This is a genomic window from Streptomyces sp. CB02261 (assembly GCF_001905665.1).
Lineage (GTDB): Bacteria > Actinomycetota > Actinomycetes > Streptomycetales > Streptomycetaceae > Streptomyces.
Window position 1 is genome coordinate 86,939 of record NZ_LIVX01000014.1, and the last position, 20,789, is coordinate 107,727.

Consider the following 20,789-nt stretch of genomic DNA (forward strand, 5'->3'; position numbering starts at 1 on the left):
CGTGGGAACGGCCCCTTCAAAACCCGGTGCGCGCCATGCCCGGTTGTCGGATCATGGGCGCCATGGCTGACACCCCACCGGTACCGTCCGCGCCGCAGCGGTCGCTGCCGATCCGGCTCAACCTCGACGACAGCGACTCGCCATCGGACGTCGTCGACGCGCTGTTCCTCGGCCGCTTCGCGACCGGGGAGCAGCCCCACTCCCACAGCACCACCCTGGACCGGGTCAGGCCCGAGGCGACCCTGCTCCCGGCGGGGGCCACGGTGCTGCGGGCCGCGAAGGACGACGACCGCAGCGCCCTGCTCGCCGAGGGCGAGGGCTGGACGCTGCTCGTGTCCCGCTGGAACCGGGGTGCGGACGTCACCGTCACGGCCACCGACGCGGAGCTCGCCGAGCGCGTCCTGAAGGAGGCGACCGACGGGGCGAAGGACGAGCCGGAGCCCCAGCCGGAGAACGTGACGATGGGGTTCTGGTACGTGTCGCCCCGGCGCGGCCCGCACCGGACGACCCGGCAGATCAGCGCCGGGACGTGGGAGGAGGTCCGGCCCCACTACTCCGCGCCGGTGGCGGAGTCCATGGACCGGCTGATGAAGGTGACCCCCGACTCGATCGCCGGCCGGCTCCTGCTGCTGCACGGCCCGCCGGGCACGGGCAAGACGTCGGCGCTGCGGACCCTGGCCCGGTCCTGGCGCGACTGGTGCCAGGTGGACTGCGTGCTGGACCCGGAGCGGCTCTTCAACGACGTCGGCTATCTGATGGACATCGCTATCGGGGAGGACGAGGGCACGGCGAAGGGGCGCTGGCGGCTGCTGCTCCTGGAGGACTGCGACGAGCTGATCAGGGGCGAGGCGAAGCACACGGCCGGTCAGGCGCTGTCGCGGCTGCGCAACCTGACGGACGGTCTGCTCGGGCAGGGGCGCAACGTCCTGGTGGGCGTCACCACCAACGAGGACCTGGAGCGGCTCCACCCGGCCGTGGTCCGGCCGGGCCGCTGCCTGGCCCGCATCGAGGTGGGACCCCTGACCCGCGCGGAGTCGGTGGCCTGGCTCGGGCGCGAGGAGGACGTGCCGCGCGAGGGCGCGACGCTCGCGGAGCTGTTCGCCCTGCGCCGCGGCACGCCCCCGGCGGAACTGCCCGAACCGCGCACGGCCGGGTCCGGCCTCTACCTGTAGCCGCCGCGCGGACGGCGTCAGCCGTGCTCGGCGGTGACGGTCAGCCGAGCTCGGCGATCCCGGTCAGGTGTCCGGGCGGTCCCGGTCAGCCGTGCTCGGCGGTCCCGGTCAGGTGTCCGGGCGGTCCCGGTCAGCTGTCGTACGCGGCCCGCAGGGCCTCGCTCAGGGCCGCCTCCGCCGCCTCGCGGCTGAGGCCGAGGCGGCGGGCCTCCTCGGCGTACTGTGCGGCGGCGGTGGCGGCCCGGCGGGTCGCGGCGTCGCCCGCCGCGGCGACGAAGGTCCCGTGGCGACCGCGCGTCTCGATGACGCCGTCCGCCTCCAGCGCCTTGTACGCCTTGGCTACCGTGTTGGCGGCGAGGCCCAGCTGTTCCGCGAGCCCTCGTACCGTCGGCAGCTTGTATCCGACCGGCAGTCCGCCCGACCGGGCCCGCTCCGAGATCTGGGCACGCAGCTGTTCGTAGGGAGCGGTGGTGGATTCGTGGTCCACGACGATGGTGAGTGTCACGCCGCCGATTCTGCCCCCACCCCGCAGGAAAATGGGAGGCGGCTACGGGCCGTCGGCCCGTAGCGTGCGGCCCCATGACTGTGATCGTCCGTGATGTGCGGGCCGGGGACGCCGAGGGTTTCGCCCGCGTCCGGCGAGCCGCGCTCCCCTTCATGCTCGTGACCGCCGAGCAGCTCACCTTCGACTGGGCGCACGCCCATCCCCGGAGCCACTACCGTCCGCTGGTCGCCGAGACCGAGGACGGCGGGATCATCGGGACCGCCCAGGTGGGGATCGCCCACGACGCCCCGAAGCCGGACATCGGCTATGTGAACGTGTACGTGGACCCCGCGCACCCGGGCCGCGGCGCCGGGACGCTGCTGCTGCGGGCGGCCGAGGAGTACCTGGCCGAGCGGGGCGCGCGCACCCTGTACAGCTGGGCCCTCGACGAGCCGGCGAACCGTGCGTGGGCCGAGCGGCGCGGTTACGCGCCGAGCCGTTCCGCCCATTTCCTGCGCCTCGACCTGACCGCCGCCGAGCTGCCCCCGCTCTCCGCTCCGCCCGCCGGGGTCGAGCTGCTCACGGCCGAGGACTTCGCGGCCGATCCCCGGCCGCTCTTCGAGCTGGACGCGGTGACGACCGCCGACGAGCCGGGTGACGTGGGGGCCGAGCTGGACGACTACGCGCACTGGCTGGCGACGACCTGGGAGCATCCGCTGCTCGACCGCGCGCTGACGACGGTCGTGGTGGTGGACGGCGTTCCGGCCGCGTTCACCGCGGCGCGGACGGACGGTCTGGGCCGGTACGCCTCGGGGATGACCGGTACGGCCCCGGCGTTCCGCGGGCGCGGGCTCGCCAAGCTCGCGAAGAACGCGTCGCTGCACCGGGCCCGCGCCGCGGGCTGTACGGAGGCGTTCACCGGGAACGACGCCGGCAACGGACCGATGCTGGCGATCAACAGGTGGTTCGGGTACGAGATCGCGGCGACGGAGGTGCGGCATGTCCGGACGATCGGTTGAGGTCACCCTGACGAAGGCGGGCCGGACGAAGATCCGCTATCCGGCCGAGGTGCTGTCGGAGGGCGAGGGCCGGCTCTCGGTGCGTGCTCCATGGGCCGCCGAGGGCGTACGGGACTTCGGCTTCGTGCGGTTCGAGCCCGGCGACGTCTTCGTGGAGCACTACTGGCGCGACCGCTGGTTCACCGTCAAGGAGGTGCGGTCCGCCGAGGGCGTCCTCAAGGGCTGGTACTGCGACATCACCCGGCCGGCCGTGTTCGACGGCTCCGGGGTGACGGTGGAGGACCTGGACCTGGACCTGTGGGTGTCGGCGGACGGCAGCGAGGTGCTGCGGCTCGACGAGGACGAGTTCGCGGCGAGCGGGCTCGCCGCCTCCGACCCGGAGGCGGCGGAGCATGCCGTCGTCACCCTCGACGAGCTGGAGGAGCTCGGCCGTGAGGGCCTGATCGACCTGCTGGGTTAGGCAGGCCCCGGAGGTCAGCGCAGTTCGACGGCGGATTCCGCGACGGCGAGGAAGTCGGGAGTCGGCAGACCCGTCCTGCCGGCCGTGAGCTGCACGAGGGTGGCCTGCACCCTGGCCGCTCCCGGGCGGTAGGCGGGTTCCTTCACGACGGAGGTGTTGATCCACTCGTGGAGGTGCCCGTCGCAGACGGCCCGGGTGCCGCCGATGCCGGCGGAGCGGGCGCCCTGGACGAGGGTGGAGCCCACGAAGACGGGGCCGTCGCTGTCGTCGAGGCAGCGGTAGCTTCCGGAGAGGGTCACCGTGCCGTCGGCGCCGAGGATCCCGTATCCGTCGACGGAGAGGTCGTCGGTCCCTTCCGCGTGGGCGAAGGGGGTGACGGCGGAGGCCAGCAGGATGCCTGCGGCGAGGGCGAGTCGGACACGCATGGGCGGGGTCCTTTCGGTGTGGGGGGATGGTGCTGCCCGCCAGGGATACCCGATCCGGCCGCCACTGGCCCGAAAGTCACCCCATCGGGGGCGAGTTGAGGCGTTTGCGGTAGTGGATACGATCGTACGGTCCGTCCGCGCGGCGCTCGACGGCCTCGTAGCCGTACCGCTCGTACAGCCTCTGGTTCTCCCACATCATCGCGTGGGTCAGCAGGCGTACCTCGGGTACGCCGAGCTCCCTGGCGTGCCGCTCGACCCAGCCGAGCAGCAGGCGCCCCAGGCCCGTGCCCTGGGCGCCGGGGTGTACGGCGATCTCGTCCAGACAGAGGTGATCGGCCTCGCCGATCACCACCACGAGGCCGTTCACCGGGTCGCCCGTGACGAACACCCGCCCCGCGGCCACCTTCGCCGCGTGGTCGTACTCCATCGGGGCCGGTACGAGACCGATCCGTTCGACGTAGGGGCGGAAGGCCGCGTCGGTCACGGCCTTCACGGCGGGCACGTCGGCGGCGACCGCGGGGCGGACCAGGGCGTCTGTCATGCCGACACGGTACGGCGGCGGACGATCACCTTCCTCACGAGGGGCCAGGCGAGGAGCAGGACCACGATCGCGTAGACGGTGACCGCGAACGGGGTGTTCACCAGGCCGGTCAGGGAGCCGTCGCTGATCTGCAGGGCGCGGCGCAGCTGCTGCTCGGCGGCCGGGCCGAGGATGACGCCGATGACGGCGGGCAGCACGGGCAGCCCGTACCGCCGCATGCCCAGGCCGATCAGGCCGATGACGAGCAGGACGACCAGGTCGAGGGCCTCCCCGCCCACCGCGTAAGCGCCGACGGCGGCGAAGAAGAGGATGCCGGCGTAGAGGTACGGGCGCGGGATGCGCAGCAGCCTGGCCCAGAGGGGGGCGAGCGGCAGGTTGAGGGCGAGCAGCAGCACCATGCCCACGAACAGGGACGCGATCAGGCCCCACACCAGCTCGGGTTCCCGCTCGAACAGGAGCGGTCCCGGCTGGATGCCGTACTGCTGGAACGCGGCCAGCATCACGGCGGCGACGGCCGTCGTGGGCAGTCCGAGGGTCAGCATGGAGACGAGGGTCCCCGCCGCCGACGCGGAGGCCGCCGCCTCGGGTCCCGCCACGCCCTCGATGGCCCCCTTGCCGAACTGCTCCCCGTGCTTCGAGAGCCGCTTCTCCGTGACGTACGAGAGGAAGGTCGGGATCTCGGCGCCGCCGGCCGGGATCGCCCCGAACGGGAAGCCGATGAAGGGGCCGCGCAGCCAGGGCCTCCAGGTGCGCCGCACGTCGTCCCGGCCCAGCCAGGGACGCCCGACGGGGATGGCCTCCCCCGCCGTCCGGCGCAGGTGGGCGGCGACCCAGAGGGCCTCGCCGATGGCGAAGAGCCCGACCGCGACGATGACGACGTCGACGCCGTCGGCGAGCTGGAGCGAGCCGAAGGTGAGGCGCTGCTGCCCCGTCATCTGGTCGAGGCCGACCAGGCCGATCGTGAGCCCGATGAGCAGCGAGGCGAGGCCCCGGATGCGGGACGAGCCGAGGACCGAGGTCACCGCGATGAAGGCGAGGACCATCAGGGCGAGGTAGTCGGGGGCGCCGATGTCGACGGCGAGCGCGGCGACCGTCGGGGCGAGGACGACGAGCAGGATCGTGCCGATCATGCCGCCGGCGAAGTGGCCGATGGCGGCGGCGGCGAGCGCCTGCGCGCCGCGGCCGGCCTTGGCCATCGGGTTGCCCTCGATGGCGGCGACGACGGCCGCGCTCTCCCCGGGGGTGTTGAGGAGGATCGAGGTGGTGGAGCCGCCGAACATGGCGCCGTAGTAGATGCCGGCGAACATGATGAACGCGCCGGTCGGTTCGAGCCCGTACGTGACGGGGAGCAGCAGGGCCACGGCCATGGCGGGGCCGATGCCGGGCAGGACGCCGATGGCGGTGCCGAGGAGCACGCCGATCGCGGCCCACAGCAGGTTCACCGGGGTGAGGGCGGTCCCGAAGCCGTCGATGAGGGAGTTCAGGGAATCCATGGGTCAGATCACTCCCATCAGCGGGCCGCCGGGCAGCGGGACGCCGAGCAGCGTGTCGAAGACGACGTAGGTGAGGAGCGAGAGCGCGGCCGCGACGAGCGGGTCGCGGTGGTGGTGGCGGCTGCCGAGGGCATGGGCCGCGCCCCAGAAGAGGAGCGCTCCGGCGACGGGGAAGCCGAGGGGGCCGATGAGGACGGCGAAGGCGAGGAAGACACCGGCGAGCAGCAGGACCGTCCGCCAGTCGGCGGGTTCGCTCAGGTCGACGTCCTCGCCGGTCTCGGCCTCGCCGCGGCCGCCGCGCAGGACGTCGACGGAGAGGAGCACGGCGACGACGAGCAGGCCGCAGCCGACGACGAGGGGGACGGTGGCGGGGCCGACGGGGCCGCGGCCCGCGAGGTCGGTGTCGAGGGTGAGGGCGTCGGTGAGGACGAGGACGCCGAGGAGGAACAGCAGGGCGCCGACGCCGAGCTCGGAGCGCTCGCGCAGCCAGGACTTCAGGGGCGTGTTCACAGGCCGAGCTCCTTGAGGACGGAGGCGACGCGCCGGTCCTGCTCGGTGAGGAAGGCGCCGAACTCCTCGCCGGGCAGGAAGGCGTCGTCCCAGCCGTGGGTCTTCAGCGACGCGCGCCACTGCGGGGAGGCGTGCAGGGCGGTCACGAGGGTGACGAGCTTGTCGCGCTCGGCGTCGGAGAGGCCGGGCGGGGCGACGATGCCGCGCCAGTTGGTGAACTCGGTGTCGAGGCCGGCCTCGCGGAGCGTGGGGGCGTCGAGTCCGGGGACCCGCTTCGGGCCGGTGACCGCGAGCAGGCGCAGCTCCCCCGCCTTGATCTGGTCGAGGTACTCGCCGACGCCCGAGACGCCGAAGGCGACCTTGTCGCCGAGGATCGAGGCGAGGAGTTCACCGCCGCCGTCGAAGGGCACGTAGTTGACGTCCTTCGGCGCGATCCCGGCGGCCTGGGCCATCAGCATCGGAGCGAGGTGGTCGGGGCCGCCGGGCGAGGAGCCGCCGCCGACGGGCAGCTTGCCGGGGTTCGCCTTCCAGGCGGCGAGGAGTTCCCGGATGGTGGTGTACGGGGAGTCCTTGCCGACCACGACGATGTCCTGCTCCTCGGTGAGCCGGGCGATCGGGGTGGTGTCGGCGAGGGTCCTCGGGGTCCGGTTGGTGTGGACCGCGCCGACGACGCCGAGGCCCATGGACATGGCGAGCCGGCCGTTGCCGCGTTCGCCCACGAGCCGGGTGAGGCCGACGGTGCCGCCGGCACCGGGAAGGTTGAAGACCTCGATGTCGCCGGTGAGGTCCGCCTCCTCGGCGTCCTTGGCGGCGGTGCGGGCGGTGATGTCGTAGCCACCGCCGGGGGTGTTGGGGACCATGAAGCGCAGTCCGGGTATCCGCGTGCCGGTGTCGGAGCCGCTGCCGGGGCTGAGCAGCGGCGGACCGACCAGGACGAGCAGCGCGGCCCCGAGGAGGGCGAAGGGGGTGCGCAACCGCACGTGTGCCGCCTCTCGTGTCGAAGGGGAAGGGGGGGTGTGAGGTGGCCCACATGTTGCCCGCGCGTGAACAAGCTGTCTCTCTTCCGCAACCAACGGACGTTGTGGTCGTTGTGGTCGGGACCTAGCGTGGGTCGGCGTGACGAGAGTGCTGGTGGTGGACGACGACTTCATGGTCGCCAAGCTGCACTGCCGCTATGTGTCGGCGGTGGCGGGCTTCTCGGTGTCCGGAGTCGCGCACAGCGGCGCGGAGGCGCTGCGCGCCGCCGAGCGGCTGCGGCCCGATCTGGTGCTGCTCGACGTCTTCCTGCCCGACATGGACGGTGTCCAGGTGCTGCGGGAGCTGCGCGCGGCGGGCCTGGGCATGGACGCGCTCTTCATCACGGCGGCGCGGGACGTGGACACGATCCGGGCGGCGCTGCGGGCGGGGGCTCTGCACTATCTGATCAAGCCGTTCAGTCAGGCGGCGCTGCACGAGCAGCTCCGTCACGTGGCCTCGCTGCGCAGCCGCCTCGACGACCTCGACGAGGCCCGCCAGGAGGACGTCGACCAGATCTTCGGCGCCCGCCCCCGGGGCTCCCGGGAACTCCCGAAGGGCCTCGCCGCCCATACGGCCGACCTGGTCGACTCGGTCCTCCGTGCCCACCCGGAGGGCCTCTCGGCCACGGAGTGCGCGGAGGCGGGCTCACTGTCCCGGGTGAGCGCCCGCCGGTACCTGGAGTACTTCGCGGAGACGGGCCGGGCGGAGGTCACCCTCCGCTACGGCGGAACGGGCCGCCCGGAGCGGCGCTACCGACGGCTGGGCTGACGTCCCGGGGGGACGCGCGGCGGGACGCTCGTCGGACCTTCGTCGAGACGTCGCTCCGGCCGTTCCCTAGACGCCTCTTACCTGCACCTTAAAGCGGTCCTAAGAATCGTCATCTCCCCCTCTTCGGCGGCCTTTTCGCGGACGGCGGCGGCTAGCTTGCCGGTAACCCCCCACGCCCCACCCTCGTGAAGGAGCTGTCCCCCCATGACTTCTCGTCGTACCGCCGCGGCCGTCACCGCCGGCACCATGCTCGCCCTGTCCGGGCTCGCCGTCGGTCCCGCGTCCGCGCACGGGTCGATGACCGATCCGGTGAGCCGGGTCTCGGCCTGTTACGCGGAGGGCCCCGAGTCCCCGAGGTCGGAGGCCTGCAAGGCCGCGGTGGCGGCGAGCGGGACGCAGGCGTTCTACGACTGGAACGCGGTGAACATCGCCAACGCCGCCGGTAAGCACCGCGAGCTGATCCCGGACGGCAAGCTGTGCAGCGCGGGCAACGACAAGTACCGGGGGCTCGACCTGGCGCGGGCCGACTGGCCGGCGAGCGCCATGAAGCCCGGTGCGCACACCTTCCGTTACAAGGGGACCGCGCCGCACCGGGGCTCGTTCGAGCTGTACGTGACGAAGGACGGGTACGACCCGTCGAAGCCGCTCACGTGGGCGGACCTGGAGGAGCGGCCGTTCGCCACGGTGACCGACCCGCGGATGGAGAGCGGGGACTACGTCTTCGAGGGCACGGTGCCGAAGAAGTCCGGCCGGCACCTGATCTACTCGATCTGGCAGCGCTCCGACTCCCCCGAGGCGTTCTACACCTGCTCGGACGTCGTCTTCGGCCAGGACACCGGGGGTACGGGCCCGGCGCCGACCGCTTCCGCGCCGAGCGACGAGCAGATCGAGGAGGGCCAGGACGAGTCCTCGGTCGAGCACGGCGGGCACGGGGACGACGACCCGGCCACGGGCGCCGAGGAGTCGGCGGCGGCGCCGACGGCGGGCGGCTCGGCCACACCGGCCCCCGCGCAGGAGCCCACGGCCGTGTCCACGGAGGCGTCGGCACAGGAGCCCACCGAGGAGTCGTCGCCCAACGCGCCCGCTCCCGCCGCCGGTTCCGGCTCCGGTGAGCAGCTGGCCGAGACCGGTGGCGACAGCACCACCCCGTACCTCGCGGTCGGCGGCGCCGCGGTACTCGCGATCGGAGCGGCCGTCCTCTTCGGGACGACCCGGCGCCGTCGGGCCTAGGCGCAGCCGCGCCCGGCCAACGCCTCGGGTTCGAAGGCGCGCCGTGCCACGCCGCATGCCGGGCGATCGGCGGGGCAGCGGCTCACCATGAAGGTGTGCTTCCCACTTCCCGCTCACCCGGACGGGCGGGAAGACGTCTGCCACCGGCGGGCATTCTGGGGCACCTGTGAAGGGAGAACGCTGACATGACGCGATGGCCCGGCTCCTACGAGTCGTACTGGATGGAGACCGCGGAGGGTCCCCGGCACCCCGGTCTCACCGGCGATCTGGAGGTCGACGTCGCGGTGGTCGGCGGGGGCGTCGCAGGGATCTGCACGGCGTGGGAACTGGCCCGCGCCGGGCGGAGCGTCGCCCTGCTGGAAGCCGACCGCATCGCCGCCGGCGTCACCGGGTACACCACGGCGAAGCTCTCCTCCCAGCACGGGCTCGTCTACGCGCAGTTGCGCGAGTCGTTCGGCGCGGAGGGCGCGAGGCGGTACGCGCGGTCGCAGCAGGAGGCCGTCGAGTACGTCGAGCGCGTCGCGGCCGAGCTGGGGATCGACTGCGACCTCGAGCGCCTCCCGGGATACGCGTACGTCGAGTCGGCGGAGGCGGTCGACCGGCTGCGGGCCGAGGCGGACGCGGCGCGCGAGGCCGGACTGCCGGCGTCCTTCGTGACGGACACCGGGCTGCCGTACCCCGTCGCGGGCGCCGTCCGGTTCGAGGAGCAGGCGCAGTTCCACCCGCGCAAGTACCTCCTGGCACTCGTCGCCGACCTCGTCGGCCAGGGCGGGAAGGTGTACGAACGCACGCGGATCGTCTCGCTCCACGAGGGAGAGCCCTGTCGGCTCACCACCGAGGGCGGAGCCGAGGTCGTCGCCCGTGACGTCGTGGTGGCCACCCACTACCCGGTCTTCGACCGGGCCCTGATGTTCTCCCGGCTCGAACCCCACCGTGAGCTCGTCGTCGCGGCGACCATTCCCGTCGACCGGGACCCGGGGGGCATGTACGTCACGCCGGAGCAGAACACCCGGTCGGTGCGCACCGCTCCGTACGGTGAGGACCAGCGGCTGCTCATCGTCACCGGGGAGAAGTTCAAGCCCGGCACCGGCGAGGTGAGCGAGCGGCACGAGCGGCTCGCCGCCTGGACCGAGGAGCGCTTCCCGTTCGCGTCGCGGATCACCCATCGGTGGGCGGCGCAGGACAACTCGACCACCGACCAGGTGCCGTACGTCGGGCGCTTTCACCCGGGTGCCCGGCATGTGTACGTGGCGACCGGCTTCGGTGGCTGGGGCATGAGCAACGGCGTCATGTCGGGCCGGCTCCTGACCGCGCACATCACGGGCGAGGAGCTGCCCTGGGCCTCCCTGTACGACCCTCGGCGCCTGCACCCTCGTGAGGCGCCCTCCCTCCTCAAGGCGCAGGGGTCGGTCCTCAAGCACTTCGTCGGTGATCGCCTGCGCGCCTCCCACGTGGACAGCGTGGAGGAGATCGCGCCGGGTTCGGGGGCCGTCGTCCGGATCGGCGGGCGGCGCTGCGCGGTCTACCGCGACGAGAGCGGCGCGGCCCACGCCGTGTCCGCGCGCTGCACCCACCTGGGCTGCCTGGTCCACTTCAACGACGCCGAACGGGCCTGGGAGTGCCCTTGCCACGGCTCACGGTTCGACACCGACGGCACCGTGATCCAAGGCCCCGCCGTCCGCCCCCTGGAGCCCCGGGTTCTGCCGGGCGGGACCGGCGCCTCCGACTGACGGCCGCCACCCCGCGTCCGGCGGCTGGGCCCTCGCGCTACCGCGTCGCCCTTCTTCTGCGGTACACGACGACCCCGCCCACCGCCAGGAGGAGGACGGCCACGGCGGACACCCCGAGGGCGGTCCGCTCGGCGAAGAGCCTTCCCAGCACTTCGAGCACGCCGAGCCCCGCCGTCGCGTAGATCAGCGCCCAGGCCGCTCCTCCCACGAACAGGGCGGGGAGGTATCGCGGCAGCGGCATGCGCATGCTGCCCGCGAGGAAGTTGACGGCGGTCTGGAAGCCGACGGTCAGGAAGGAGACGGCCACCACCGGCGCGCCCCACCGCTGGATCGCCCGCTCGGCGCGCCGGAACTTCGCCGACGTCATCCGCCCGGCGAACCGGCTGCGCCGGGCACCGGCGCCGGCGAGCCATCCGACGGCGAAGGTCCCCCCGGCGCGGAGCAGGACGATGACGTACAACGCTCCAGCCGTGAGCGCGATCCTGTCCACGACGCCTCGTCCCGGGCTCTCAGCCGGGACCAGCGCCCCCCGTCACCCGCATGGGCGTCCCGCCCACGGGCGCACGACGCGCAAGCCCGGTCACCGTCTCCCACCTGTCTAGGTAAGGACACCCTAACCGACGGCGTGTGCGGCGGATACAGCGGTACCGGTCCCGTCCGCCCGGGCGGCCGAAGCTGCCCGGGCGGAGGTGGCCTGCGGGGGGCCTCAGGTGCTGTCCGCCGCGCCTGCCATCCTCGTGTGACGTACGACCGCCGCGCCGGTCAGGAGCACGACGGCCACGGCGCTCAGCAGGGCCAGGGCCTTGGCCCAGGCGAAGGTGGTGCCGAGGCTGCTGCTCAGCAGGTCGACGGTGCGGGCGCTCGCGACTCCGTGGAGTGCGATGACGACGATGGCGAAGCCCGCGACGGCGGCCCAGACGAGCAGGGTGTCCCGTGCGGCCAGCCACACCGCGCCGACCAGGCAGAGCACGGTGACGACGACGGACACGGTCTCCGCGTCGCCGCCCGAGCGCAGGCCCGTGAGGTCCGTCGGCAGATGGAGGAGGCCGCAGGCGAACAGCGCGACCGCCGCCGGCCAGCGCAGCGCCGACCGCAGTGCCGGGGAGCTGGTGTGGCTGCCCGGCCCTGTGGCGAGCCCGCCGTCCAGCGGCGCCTTCGGCCGTTCGGCGGCGCGCCTGCCGCGCTTCGGGCCGGCGTTTCCGCCGGTGTGCGCCCCGCCGTCCTGGCCGGGCGCGGCCTTCCGTTCGGCGGCGGCGGGCTGCCAGTCGCTGCTGTCGGTCCCGAGGATGCCGACGAGCCGCACCACGTCCTCGATCGGGCGGCCCACCGCCGCGGCGCGCAGCGTGGTCTCGGCCTGGTGGAGGTCGTACCCCGAGGCGTTCAGCAGCGCGAGCAGCTGTCGTACCTCGTCCAGGGGGCGGGTGACGGCGGCCGCGCGGAGCGCGACGTCGGCGGGGCTGGACAGTTGGCCGGTCTCCTGGAGCCGGGCGACCAGTGCGGCGACCTCGGCCACCGGGCGCTCGGTCGCCGCCGTCCGCAGGAGGGTGTGGACGGCCTCGTCACCGGACTCGTCCTTGTCCGGGAACTCCTCGTCCGGGGTCGCCGTGTCGGCCTCGTCCTCGGGCTCAAGGACCGGGACCTGCGTGCGGGCCTTGTCCTCAGGCTCCATGACCGGGACCGCAGTCTGGCTCTTGCCCTCGGGCTCCAGGACCGGGACCACCGTCTCGGTCTTGCCCTCGGGCCCCAGGACCGGGGTCACCGTCACCGCCGGGATGGCGGGAGGCAGGGCGGGCCGGGCGGGGAGGGGCGGTGCGTCGGGGGCCGGGGTCGGGGTCGCGGTCGCGGTCGGGGTCGCGGTCGGGGTCGCGGTCGGGGTCGGGGAGACAGCCGAGTGGAACGTCGGGCCCCGAGCGGGCCCCGCGGCCGGTGCTATCTCGTCGTCCGCCGGGTGGGTGGAGGGAAGGTCGGTGGTCATGTCAGATGCTCCGTTCGTGGACATTCCGTGGGCGTCCACCGTGGCTGTCTCGTGATGCGCCGGAAACGCACACATCACCGATTAGTCCTCATCCCCTGACGCTGCGCCATCAGGGGGCGGTGTTATGGAGCCGATGGAGTGAGCACGACCGGCGGACGGGGTGGCCGGGCCCCCGGGAAGGGGACCCGGCCACGCTCCTCGTCCTGGTCAGCCGATCACCGAGAGGCAGGTGGTCGGGGTGGCGCGGGCCGGGTCGAGGGCGTTGGCCACCTCGTGGAAGGTGACCCGGTCCACCGTGCCGATCGCCACGTGCTCGGACAGGTCGAGCGCGCACTTGTCCTGGATGAGGACGTTGGTGACGTTCGGGCCGGACAGGTACTGCGAGCGGTACGGGGTGACGACCTCGTCGTACTGGGTCGCGATGACGTGGTAGCGGACCCCGGGCACGGTGTCGCCGCCCTCGTTGAGCTTGGTGAGGAAGGGGGAGCCGGCGATCTGGTCGGCGAGCCCCGGGGTGGTGGCGCTGATCAGGTCCTCGGCGCCGGGGAAGTGCGGGAGCAGCCTGGTGAGGCCGAGGAGGGTGGTGCCGTGGTTGTCGGGGGCGATGCCGACGAGCGCGTTCACCTTCTCGGCCCCGCCGAGGAACTTGAGGTACCAGCGGGGCATCATGCCGCCCTGCGAGTGTCCGACGAGGTCCACCTCGGGGGCGCCGGTGGCGGCGAGGACCCGGTCGACGTAGCTGTCGAGCTGTCCCGCGGACGCGGCGATGGGGCCGAGGCCGTGGAAGAACGGCACGTTCGGCAGCCGGCCGTAGTCGAGGGAGAAGACGCAGTAGCCGCGGTTGACCAGGTACGGCGCGAGGACGAGCCAGTTGTCGACGGAGTTCCCGAAGGTTCCGTGGACGAGGACGACGGGGCGCGGGTGGGCGGTGGAGGGCTTGCAGGAGAAGTCGTTCCAGCCGCGACTGGCGGTGGCGGTCTCGGTCTGGGCCGAGGCGGCCGTGGTCGGGGCGAGGGTGGCGGCGACGGCGAGGAGCAGGACGGACAGCGCTCTGACGGCGTGCTTCCAGGGGTTCCGGGGCAGCATCGGGCGATCTCCTTGCGGCTCAAGGGGAAAGGCGGGGTGTGACGCCCTGCGGTCCGGACCACAAGTGGGGATGCGCTTCAGTCAAGCTACGCACGGGTAGCCTCGGCTGGGAAGTTACGCGTCGGTAAAAAGTGATGTGTCGTCAAGACGTAGCAGCCATAAGGGTGTTAGGCCGCCAGGGAGCCGGGGAGGATCGCTCGCGGGCCGAATTTCGCCCGTGCCCGGTCGGCCACCGCCTCGATCCGCCGGGCCTTCTCGTCCGTCGGGTCCAGGGACAGCTGGTGCGCGGCCCCCTCGGCGCCCGTCAGGCCCTCGGCGCGCAGGGCGATGCCCCGCACCCGGGCCCGCTGGAGGCCGAAGGAGTCGTGGACGGCGTACGCGAGGGTGGTGAGCGCCGCCGTGTGGGCGGTGGGTTCGGGCAGGGTGCGGCTCCGGGTGGTGGTGGTCCGGTCGGCGTACCGCACGGTGACGGCGAGCGCGCGGCACACCTGGCCCTCCCTCCGCAGCCGGGCGCCCAGCTCCTCGGCGAGCGAGAGGAGGGCCCTGCGCTGTTCCGTCCGGTCGGTCTCGTCGTGCGGGAAGGCGCGTTCGGCCGCGACCGACCGCGAGGCCGCGTGCGGGACGACGGGGGTGCGGTCGATGCCCCGGGCCCGTTCCCACACCTCACGGCCGGCCTTCGCGCCGATGAGGCGCTGGAGCACGGCGAGCGGGGCGTCCGCGACGCGTCCGGCGGAGTCGAGTCCGTAGCCACAGAGGGTGCGTGCGGTGGTCCGGCCGACGCCGTCGAGCAGGGTGACCGGCCGGTCGCGCAGGAAGGCGGCGGGGTCCTCGACGACGAGGGTGACGCCGGGCCGTGCCTCGCGGGCGGCCATCCGGGCCAGCATCGGGTTGGGCCCGGCGCCGATGACGCAGTCGACGCCGTACAGGGCGAGCGCCCTGACCCGGATCACGGAGGCGAGCTCGGCCGGGGTGCGGCCGAAGTAGCGCAGTGCGCCGCGCACGTCGGCGAGCGCCTCGCCGGGCGGGGCGGCCTCGACGGTGGGTGTGAACTCGCCGAGGAGGTCGCACAGTCGGGGAAAGAGGACTTCCCCCTCCGGTTCGAGCCGGAACCGTACACAGAGGATCATCCCGCGCTCCCCGGACTGCTGTGCCACAGCTTCCTTCCGCTCGGGACCCCTTCGCCGGCCGGCTTGAGGTCGGCCCAGGGGTTCATCCGGTAGCCGTTGGGCAGGGTGATGCGGCGGTCGTCGCCGGTCCGTCCGGCCGGGTCTTCCTCCCGCTCCGCGAGGCGCTCCCCCACCGCGTCCAGGCCGCCGGACGCCCGCAGTTCGACGAGTTCGGCGAGGTTCCAGGCGGCGGCACCGACCACGCTGAGGCTGCGGGGGCCACGCCGCTGCACCACGCCCCGGACGAGGAGCAGCCAGGAGTGGAAGACGGTGTGGGCGCAGCGCTCGTGGGCGTCGTCGAAGAAGGCGAGGTCGACCAGGCCGGTGCCGTCGTCGAGGGTGGTGAAGATGACCCGCTTGCCGGAGCGGATGGGCGGGGTCTGGGTGGCGGCCTTGGCGCCCGCGACGAGGACGGTCCGGCCGTGCGGGGTGTCGCGGAGGCGCTGGGCGGAGACGACGCCGAGCTCTTCGAGGAAGGCGCGGTGGTCGCCCATGAGGTGGCGGGAGGCGTCCATGCCGAGGATGCCGAGTTCGGCGCTGAGGCGTTCCGTCTCGTCGAGGTCGGGCAGGCCGACGGGGGCGGTCCTGCCGCCCTGGGCGAGCGGGAGCTGTCCGCCGTGGGAGGCGGCTCCGCGCTGGACGCGCCGGAGTTCGGTGAGGTGGAGGAGGAGGTCGCGGCGGTTGGCGCCGAAGGCGTCCAGGGCGCCGACCTGGGCGAGCCGTTCGGCGACGGGGGTGCGGGGGCGGGCCCGTTCCCAGAAGTCGAGGAGGGAGGCGTAGGGCTGTCCGGCCTCGATGCGGGCGCTCTCGTTCTCGCTGATGCCGTGGACGTCGGTCAGGCCGAGCCGGAGGCCCCACCGCACCGGTGAATCAGACACCAGTTCGATACGGTGAGCGACCGCCGAGCGGTTCACGTCGAGCGGCAGCACCGGGACCCCGCGCCGCCGCGCGTCGGCGAGCAGCAGCCGCTTGGGGTACATGCCGGGGTCGTGGGTGAGCAGTCCGGCGTAGAAGGCGGCCGGGTGGTGGGCCTTGAGCCAGGCCGACTGGTACGTCGGCACGGCGAAGGCCACCGCGTGGGCCTTGCAGAAGCCGTACGAGCCGAAGGCCTCCACGATCTCCCAGGTCCGGGCGACGACCTCGTCCGCGTATCCGCGCGCCGAGGCCTGGCGGGCGAACCAGAGCTTGATCCGGCCCTGCGACTCGGGATCCGAGAGCCCGCGCCGCACCTGGTCGGCCTCGTCACGGCGGCAGCCGGTCATGATCCGCACGATCTCGATGATCTGCTCGTGGAAGACGACCACCCCGTACGTCTCCTTCAGGGTCTGCTCCAGGTCGGGGTGCGGATAGCGGGCGGGGGCGCGGCCGTGCCGGGCCTCGATGAAGGGGCGGACCATGTCGGCGGCGACCGGGCCCGGCCGGAAGAGGGAGATGTCGACGACGAGGTCGTGGAAGGTGGCGGGCTGGAGCCGGCCGACCAGGTCGCGCTGGCCCGGCGACTCGATCTGGAAGCAGCCGAGGGTCTCGGTGGAGCGGATGAGCCGGTACGTCTCGGGGTCGCCCTCCGGGATGGCGTCGATGTCAGGCCGGGTGCCCGTGGCCCGTTCGACCTCGGCGACGGCATGGGCCATCGCGGACTGCATCCGCACGCCGAGGACGTCCAGCTTGAGCAGCCCGAGGTCCTCCACGTCCTCCTTGTCGAACTGGGACATGGGGAACCCCTCGCCGCTGGTGGGCACCACGGGGGTACGGGTGAGCAGCGAGGCGTCCGAGAGCAGCACCCCGCAGGGGTGCATGGCGGTTCCCCGCGGCAGCGCGTCGAGCGCCTCGACCAGCTCCCAGAGCTTGCCGTACCTCTGCCTCTCGCCCGCGAGCTCGCGCAGCTCGGGCAGTTCGTCGAGGGCGGCGAGCGCGTCCCTGGCGCGGATGTGCGGGAAGGCCTTGGCGATCCGGTCGATCTCGGCCGGGTCCATGGAGAGGGCCGCGCCCACGTCCCGTATCGCGTGGCGGACCCGGTAGGTCTCGGGCATGGCGACGGTGGCGACGCGTTCGGTGCCGAAGCGGTCGATGATCGCCCGGTAGACCTCCAGGCGGCGGGCGGACTCCACGTCGACGTCGATGTCGGGCAGGGCGGTGCGGCGCTTGGAGAGGAAGCGTTCCATCAGCAGGCCGTGCTCGACCGGGTCGGCGTGGGCGATGCCGAGGAGGTGGTTGACGAGGGAGCCCGCGCCGGAGCCGCGGGCGGCGACCCGGATGCCCATGCCCCGGACGTCGTCGACGACCTGGGCGACCGTCAGGAAGTAGGTGGCGAAGCCGTGGTGGGCGATGACGTCCAGCTCGCGGTGCATCCGGTCCCAGTAGTCGCGCCGCTTCTCGTACCCCTTCAGGACCATGCCGGCGGCGGCCCGGGAGGCGAGGACGCGCTGGGCGGTGCGGTGCTCGGCCCCGACGAGGTGCGGTTCGGGGAAGTGGGCGGAGCCCATGCCGAGGTCGTCCTCGGGGTCGACCAGGCAGTCGGCGGCGACCGCCGCGGTCCGGTCGAGGAGCCGGTGGGCGGTGTCCCGGCGGAAGCCCGCGGCCTCGACGATCCGCTCGGCGGCGGCCAGCATCCCGTCGGGTCCTTCGAGGCCCTTGAGCCAGGCCTGGCCGCTGTCGAGCTCCTTGCGGGGGTCGACGGGGACCAGGCGGCGGGCGGAGTCGAGGACGTCGGCCACCGGGCCCTGGCCGGGGTCGGCGTAGCGGACGGCGTTGCCGATGACGGGCCGGACGCCCTGCTCGGCCGCGAAGCCGACGGTACGGGCGGCGAGCCGCAGGGAACCGGGCCCGGCGCCGGTGCGGCCGTGGTCGACGGCGGTGAGCCGCAGCGCGTCGCCGTACCGCTCGCGCCAGGGGGCGAGCAGCCGGGCGGCCCGGTCGGGACGGCCGGCGGCGAGGGCGCGGCCGACGTCGGACGCGGGGCCGAGCAGGACGAACACGTCGTCGTCGCGCAGGGCGGACCAGGGCAGCAGGGGGCGCTCCCCGTCTCCGGCGTGGGCGGCGGTGACCATCGCGCAGAGGGAGGCCCAGCCGGTGCGGGATCGGGCGAGGAAGACGGCGCGGGGCGCGGACTCGTCGACGAAGGCCCCGCCTCGTACGGGCACCCGGCGGGCGCCGCCGGTCCCTGCCGGTCCGGGCCCCGGGCCCCCGGATCCGCCGTACGGCCCCCCGGACCCGCCGGACGGACCGCCGCGCCCGGCCGGGCGGCCGGTCCCGTCCCGCGCGTCGCCGGGTGCCACCGCCTCGTACGCCAGGTCCACGCCGAACAGGGGGCGGACGCCCTCCTTCGCGCAGGCCTTGGCGAAGCGGATCGTGCCCGCGAGGGTGTCGCGGTCGGTCAGGGCGAGCGCGTCCATGCCGCGCTCGGCGGCGCGGGCGGCGAGCTGTCCGGGGTGTGAGGCGCCGTACCGCAGGGAGAAGCCCGACGCGGTGTGCAGATGCGTGAATCCCGGCATGGCGCACCTCCCGCACTCCCGCATCGATTCGTACGTATGTTCCCACCCCCCTCGTCTTCACCATAGCCCATTTCGAACGTCCGTACGATAAGCCGGGCGGTCTCCCCTTCCTCACCCGTCCGGGCGCGTCCCACCTGCGGAAACGCCCTCCGCCCCGGAGCGTGAGGGGATGAGCCTCGTCGACGAACTGAAAAGCGCCGTCACGCCCCGAGCCGCCCTCCTGGTCGTCGGTGTCCTCGCCCTCCAGCTCCTGTTCATCGCCTCCTACGTCGGGGCGCTGCACCACCCCAAGCCGAGGGACGTGCCCTTCGGCGTCGTCGCGCCGCCCCAGGTCTCCGCCCAGCTCGTCGGGCGGCTGGAGAAGCTGCCCGGCGACCCGCTCGCCCCCCGAACGGTCACCGACGCGGCCGAGGCGCGGCAGCAGATCCTGAACCGGGAGCTCGACGGCGCCCTGATCGTCGACCCCGGCGGCCGCACCGACACCCTGCTCGTCGCCTCCGGCGGCGGCACCGTGCTCTCCTCGGCCCTGGAGTCGCTCTTCACCCGGCTGGAGGGGGCCCAGCAGCGGACCGTCCGGACGGTCGACGTGGCTCCCGCCTCGCCGGGCGACTTCGACGGACTCTCCGCCTTCTACCTCGTCGTCGGCTGGTGCGTCGGCGGCTACATCTGTGCCGCGATCCTGGCGATCAGCGCGGGCTCCCGGCCCGCGAACCGTGAGCGCGCGATCATCCGCCTCGGCGTCCTCGCGCTCTACTCGGTCCTCGGCGGCATCGGCGGCGCGGTGATCGTCGGCCCGATCCTGGACGCCCTGCCCGGCAGCGTCGTCGCCCTCTGGGGGCTCGGCACCCTGGTCGTCTTCGCCGTCGGCGCAGCCACCCTCGCCCTGCAGTCGGTCTTCGGGATCGTCGGCATCGGCCTGGCGATCCTGCTGATCGTCGTCGCGGGCAACCCCAGCGCGGGCGGCGCCTTCCCGCTGCCGATGCTGCCCCCGTTCTGGAACGCGATCGGCCCCGCCCTGCCCCCGGGCGCGGGCACCTGGGCGGCGCGCTCGATCGCGTACTTCAAGGGCAACGACATGACCGGCTCGATGCTGGTCCTCTCGGCCTGGGCCGTCGTCGGCACGGTGGTCACCCTGGTGATGTCCTCGCTGAGGCGCGGGCACGGTCAGGCGGAGCCGATCGCCGGGGAGGTGGGCGGGGTCCGTCCCTGACGGGGTACGGACCCTACGGACGCGAGGGCCCCCGGCGGAGCGATCCGCCGGGGGCCTGCCGTCCGTGCCGGACGGGGTCGATGTCTCCGTACCGCGTGCCGCCTAGTAGACGCTGACCCCGTACGCGCTCAGCGCCTCGGTCACGGGCTGGAAGAAGGTCGTCCCGCCCGAGGAGCAGTTGCCGCTGCCGCCGGAGGTGAGGCCGATGGCGCGGCTGCCGGAGTAGAGCGGGCCCCCGGAGTCGCCCGGTTCGGCGCAGACGTTGGTGCGGATCATGCCGTAGACGATGTCGCCGCCGCCGTAGTTCACGGTGGCGTTGAGCCCCGTCACCGAGCCGCTGTGGGTGCCGGTGGTGGAGCCGCGGCGGGTGACGGACATGCCGACCGTCGCGTTGGCGGCGCCGGTGATGTCCACGCTGCCGACGCTGCCGGGCTTGCTGACCGAGCTGTTGGTGTATCTGACGATGCCGTAGTCGTTGGTGGGGAAGCTCGACCCGGCCGTGGTGCCGAGGACCGTCGTCCGGGAGGAGTTGGAGTACCAGGTCCCGGCTCCGTCGGTGCAGTGACCGGCGGTGAGGAAGTAGGACGTCCCCGCGCTGTCGCGGACGTTGAAGCCGAGCGAACAGCGCCAGCCGCCGTCGGCGTAGATCGCGTCGCCGCCGGAGATCAGCTTGGTGAACTTCCCGGGGGTCCGCTCCACCCGGATCGCGCCGGCGTCGGCGCCCGCCCGCTGCTTGATCTCCGCTATCTCGCCCGGGGAGACGGTGGAGTCGGCGGTGACGACGACCTTCCCGGCGGCGGCGTCGACGTGCCAGGCGGTGCCGGCCACGTCGGCGGCGAGCACGGCGTCGCTCGCCGCAGCGAGCTGGGCGGCGCCGAAGGTCCGCTCCGTGCCGGCGTTCGCCGCGGGGACGGCCAGCGCCGCGACGGCGGCGAGCCCGGCGGTGACGGCGAGCGTCCGGATCGTACGGGTGCTGGTGCGCTGGTTCCTCACGTCTCGTTCCTCCTGAGTG

The 20,789-nt window shown here is 73.5% G+C and carries 19 protein-coding genes; 7 read left to right on the top strand and 12 right to left on the bottom strand.

Annotation, left to right across the window (positions count from 1 at the left end):
• Positions 1-53 precede the first annotated feature (53 nt).
• On the top strand, positions 54-1,172 hold the full coding sequence (locus AMK29_RS33490) for a DUF5925 domain-containing protein (protein WP_073819838.1): 1,119 nt from the start codon (positions 54-56) through the stop codon (positions 1,170-1,172).
• A 130-nt stretch (positions 1,173-1,302) separates the two neighbouring features.
• Here the strand turns inward: AMK29_RS33490 and AMK29_RS33495 are convergent, their stop codons facing one another.
• Positions 1,303-1,677, bottom strand: a complete 375-nt coding sequence (locus AMK29_RS33495) for a GntR family transcriptional regulator (RefSeq protein WP_073819839.1) — start codon at positions 1,675-1,677, stop codon at positions 1,303-1,305.
• 74 nt (positions 1,678-1,751) lie between these two features.
• Between AMK29_RS33495 and AMK29_RS33500 the strand changes: the two genes are divergently transcribed.
• Positions 1,752-2,675, top strand: coding sequence for a GNAT family N-acetyltransferase (locus AMK29_RS33500; RefSeq protein WP_073819840.1), 924 nt, complete (start codon positions 1,752-1,754; stop codon positions 2,673-2,675).
• Positions 2,656-3,135 carry a DUF402 domain-containing protein gene (locus tag AMK29_RS33505; RefSeq protein ID WP_073819841.1) on the top strand — a complete coding sequence of 160 codons (480 nt, stop codon included), beginning with the start codon at positions 2,656-2,658 and terminating at the stop codon, positions 3,133-3,135. Before AMK29_RS33500 ends, AMK29_RS33505 begins: the two co-directional genes overlap by 20 nt.
• 14 nt (positions 3,136-3,149) lie before the next feature.
• On the opposite strand, the gene AMK29_RS33510 is transcribed toward AMK29_RS33505, so the two are convergent.
• The 5 genes from AMK29_RS33510 to AMK29_RS33530 all read right to left on the bottom strand — a co-directional run bounded on the left by AMK29_RS33510 (position 3,150) and on the right by AMK29_RS33530 (position 7,084).
• Entirely contained in the window at positions 3,150-3,560 is a 411-nt protein-coding gene (locus tag AMK29_RS33510) for a DUF6299 family protein (protein WP_073819842.1), read from the bottom strand.
• A gap of 76 nt (positions 3,561-3,636) precedes the next feature.
• Positions 3,637-4,101, bottom strand: a complete 465-nt coding sequence (locus AMK29_RS33515) for a GNAT family N-acetyltransferase (RefSeq protein WP_073819843.1) — start codon at positions 4,099-4,101, stop codon at positions 3,637-3,639.
• Positions 4,098-5,594 carry a tripartite tricarboxylate transporter permease gene (locus tag AMK29_RS33520; protein WP_073819844.1) on the bottom strand — a complete coding sequence of 499 codons (1,497 nt, stop codon included), beginning with the start codon at positions 5,592-5,594 and terminating at the stop codon, positions 4,098-4,100. Before AMK29_RS33520 ends, AMK29_RS33515 begins: the two co-directional genes overlap by 4 nt.
• A 3-nt stretch (positions 5,595-5,597) precedes the next feature.
• Positions 5,598-6,104 carry a tripartite tricarboxylate transporter TctB family protein gene (locus AMK29_RS33525; RefSeq protein WP_073819845.1) on the bottom strand — a complete coding sequence of 169 codons (507 nt, stop codon included), beginning with the start codon at positions 6,102-6,104 and terminating at the stop codon, positions 5,598-5,600.
• Positions 6,101-7,084 (bottom strand): Bug family tripartite tricarboxylate transporter substrate binding protein, encoded by a 984-nt coding sequence (locus tag AMK29_RS33530; protein WP_073819846.1) that lies wholly within the window; start codon positions 7,082-7,084, stop codon positions 6,101-6,103. Before AMK29_RS33530 ends, AMK29_RS33525 begins: the two co-directional genes overlap by 4 nt.
• A 136-nt stretch (positions 7,085-7,220) precedes the next feature.
• Here AMK29_RS33530 and AMK29_RS33535 point away from each other — a divergent pair, with 136 nt between their 5' ends.
• The 3 genes from AMK29_RS33535 (at position 7,221) to AMK29_RS33545 (ending at position 10,849) form a co-directional block, all read left to right on the top strand.
• On the top strand, positions 7,221-7,889 hold the full coding sequence (locus AMK29_RS33535; protein WP_073819847.1) for a response regulator: 669 nt from the start codon (positions 7,221-7,223) through the stop codon (positions 7,887-7,889).
• Positions 7,890-8,093: 204 nt separating this feature from the next.
• Positions 8,094-9,119 carry a lytic polysaccharide monooxygenase gene (locus AMK29_RS33540; protein WP_073819848.1) on the top strand — a complete coding sequence of 342 codons (1,026 nt, stop codon included), beginning with the start codon at positions 8,094-8,096 and terminating at the stop codon, positions 9,117-9,119.
• Between the two features lie 185 nt (positions 9,120-9,304).
• Positions 9,305-10,849, top strand: a complete 1,545-nt coding sequence (locus AMK29_RS33545) for an FAD-dependent oxidoreductase (RefSeq protein ID WP_073819849.1) — start codon at positions 9,305-9,307, stop codon at positions 10,847-10,849.
• Positions 10,850-10,886: 37 nt separating this feature from the next.
• Here AMK29_RS33545 and AMK29_RS33550 read toward each other — a convergent pair whose 3' ends face one another.
• From AMK29_RS33550 to AMK29_RS33570, 5 genes are all read right to left on the bottom strand, one after another.
• The gene (locus AMK29_RS33550; RefSeq protein ID WP_073819850.1) at positions 10,887-11,339 is read right to left on the bottom strand and encodes a DedA family protein; all 453 of its coding nucleotides are present in this window, start codon (positions 11,337-11,339) and stop codon (positions 10,887-10,889) included.
• Between the two features lie 216 nt (positions 11,340-11,555).
• The gene (locus AMK29_RS37540) at positions 11,556-12,824 is read right to left on the bottom strand and encodes a hypothetical protein (protein ID WP_241845805.1); all 1,269 of its coding nucleotides are present in this window, start codon (positions 12,822-12,824) and stop codon (positions 11,556-11,558) included.
• A gap of 207 nt (positions 12,825-13,031) precedes the next feature.
• Positions 13,032-13,910: an esterase/lipase family protein gene (locus AMK29_RS33560; protein ID WP_073819851.1), complete on the bottom strand. Its 879-nt coding sequence runs from the start codon at positions 13,908-13,910 to the stop codon at positions 13,032-13,034.
• 167 nt (positions 13,911-14,077) lie between these two features.
• On the bottom strand, positions 14,078-15,037 hold the full coding sequence (locus AMK29_RS33565; RefSeq protein ID WP_079197242.1) for a DNA polymerase Y family protein: 960 nt from the start codon (positions 15,035-15,037) through the stop codon (positions 14,078-14,080).
• Entirely contained in the window at positions 15,034-18,567 is a 3,534-nt protein-coding gene (locus AMK29_RS33570) for a DNA polymerase III subunit alpha (RefSeq protein ID WP_073819852.1), read from the bottom strand. Before AMK29_RS33570 ends, AMK29_RS33565 begins: the two co-directional genes overlap by 4 nt.
• A gap of 169 nt (positions 18,568-18,736) precedes the next feature.
• Here AMK29_RS33570 and AMK29_RS33575 point away from each other — a divergent pair, with 169 nt between their 5' ends.
• Positions 18,737-19,777: a DUF3533 domain-containing protein gene (locus AMK29_RS33575; protein ID WP_073819853.1), complete on the top strand. Its 1,041-nt coding sequence runs from the start codon at positions 18,737-18,739 to the stop codon at positions 19,775-19,777.
• 102 nt (positions 19,778-19,879) lie between these two features.
• Here the strand turns inward: AMK29_RS33575 and AMK29_RS33580 are convergent, their stop codons facing one another.
• Entirely contained in the window at positions 19,880-20,770 is an 891-nt protein-coding gene (locus AMK29_RS33580; RefSeq protein ID WP_073819854.1) for a S1 family peptidase, read from the bottom strand.
• Positions 20,771-20,789 lie beyond the last annotated feature (19 nt).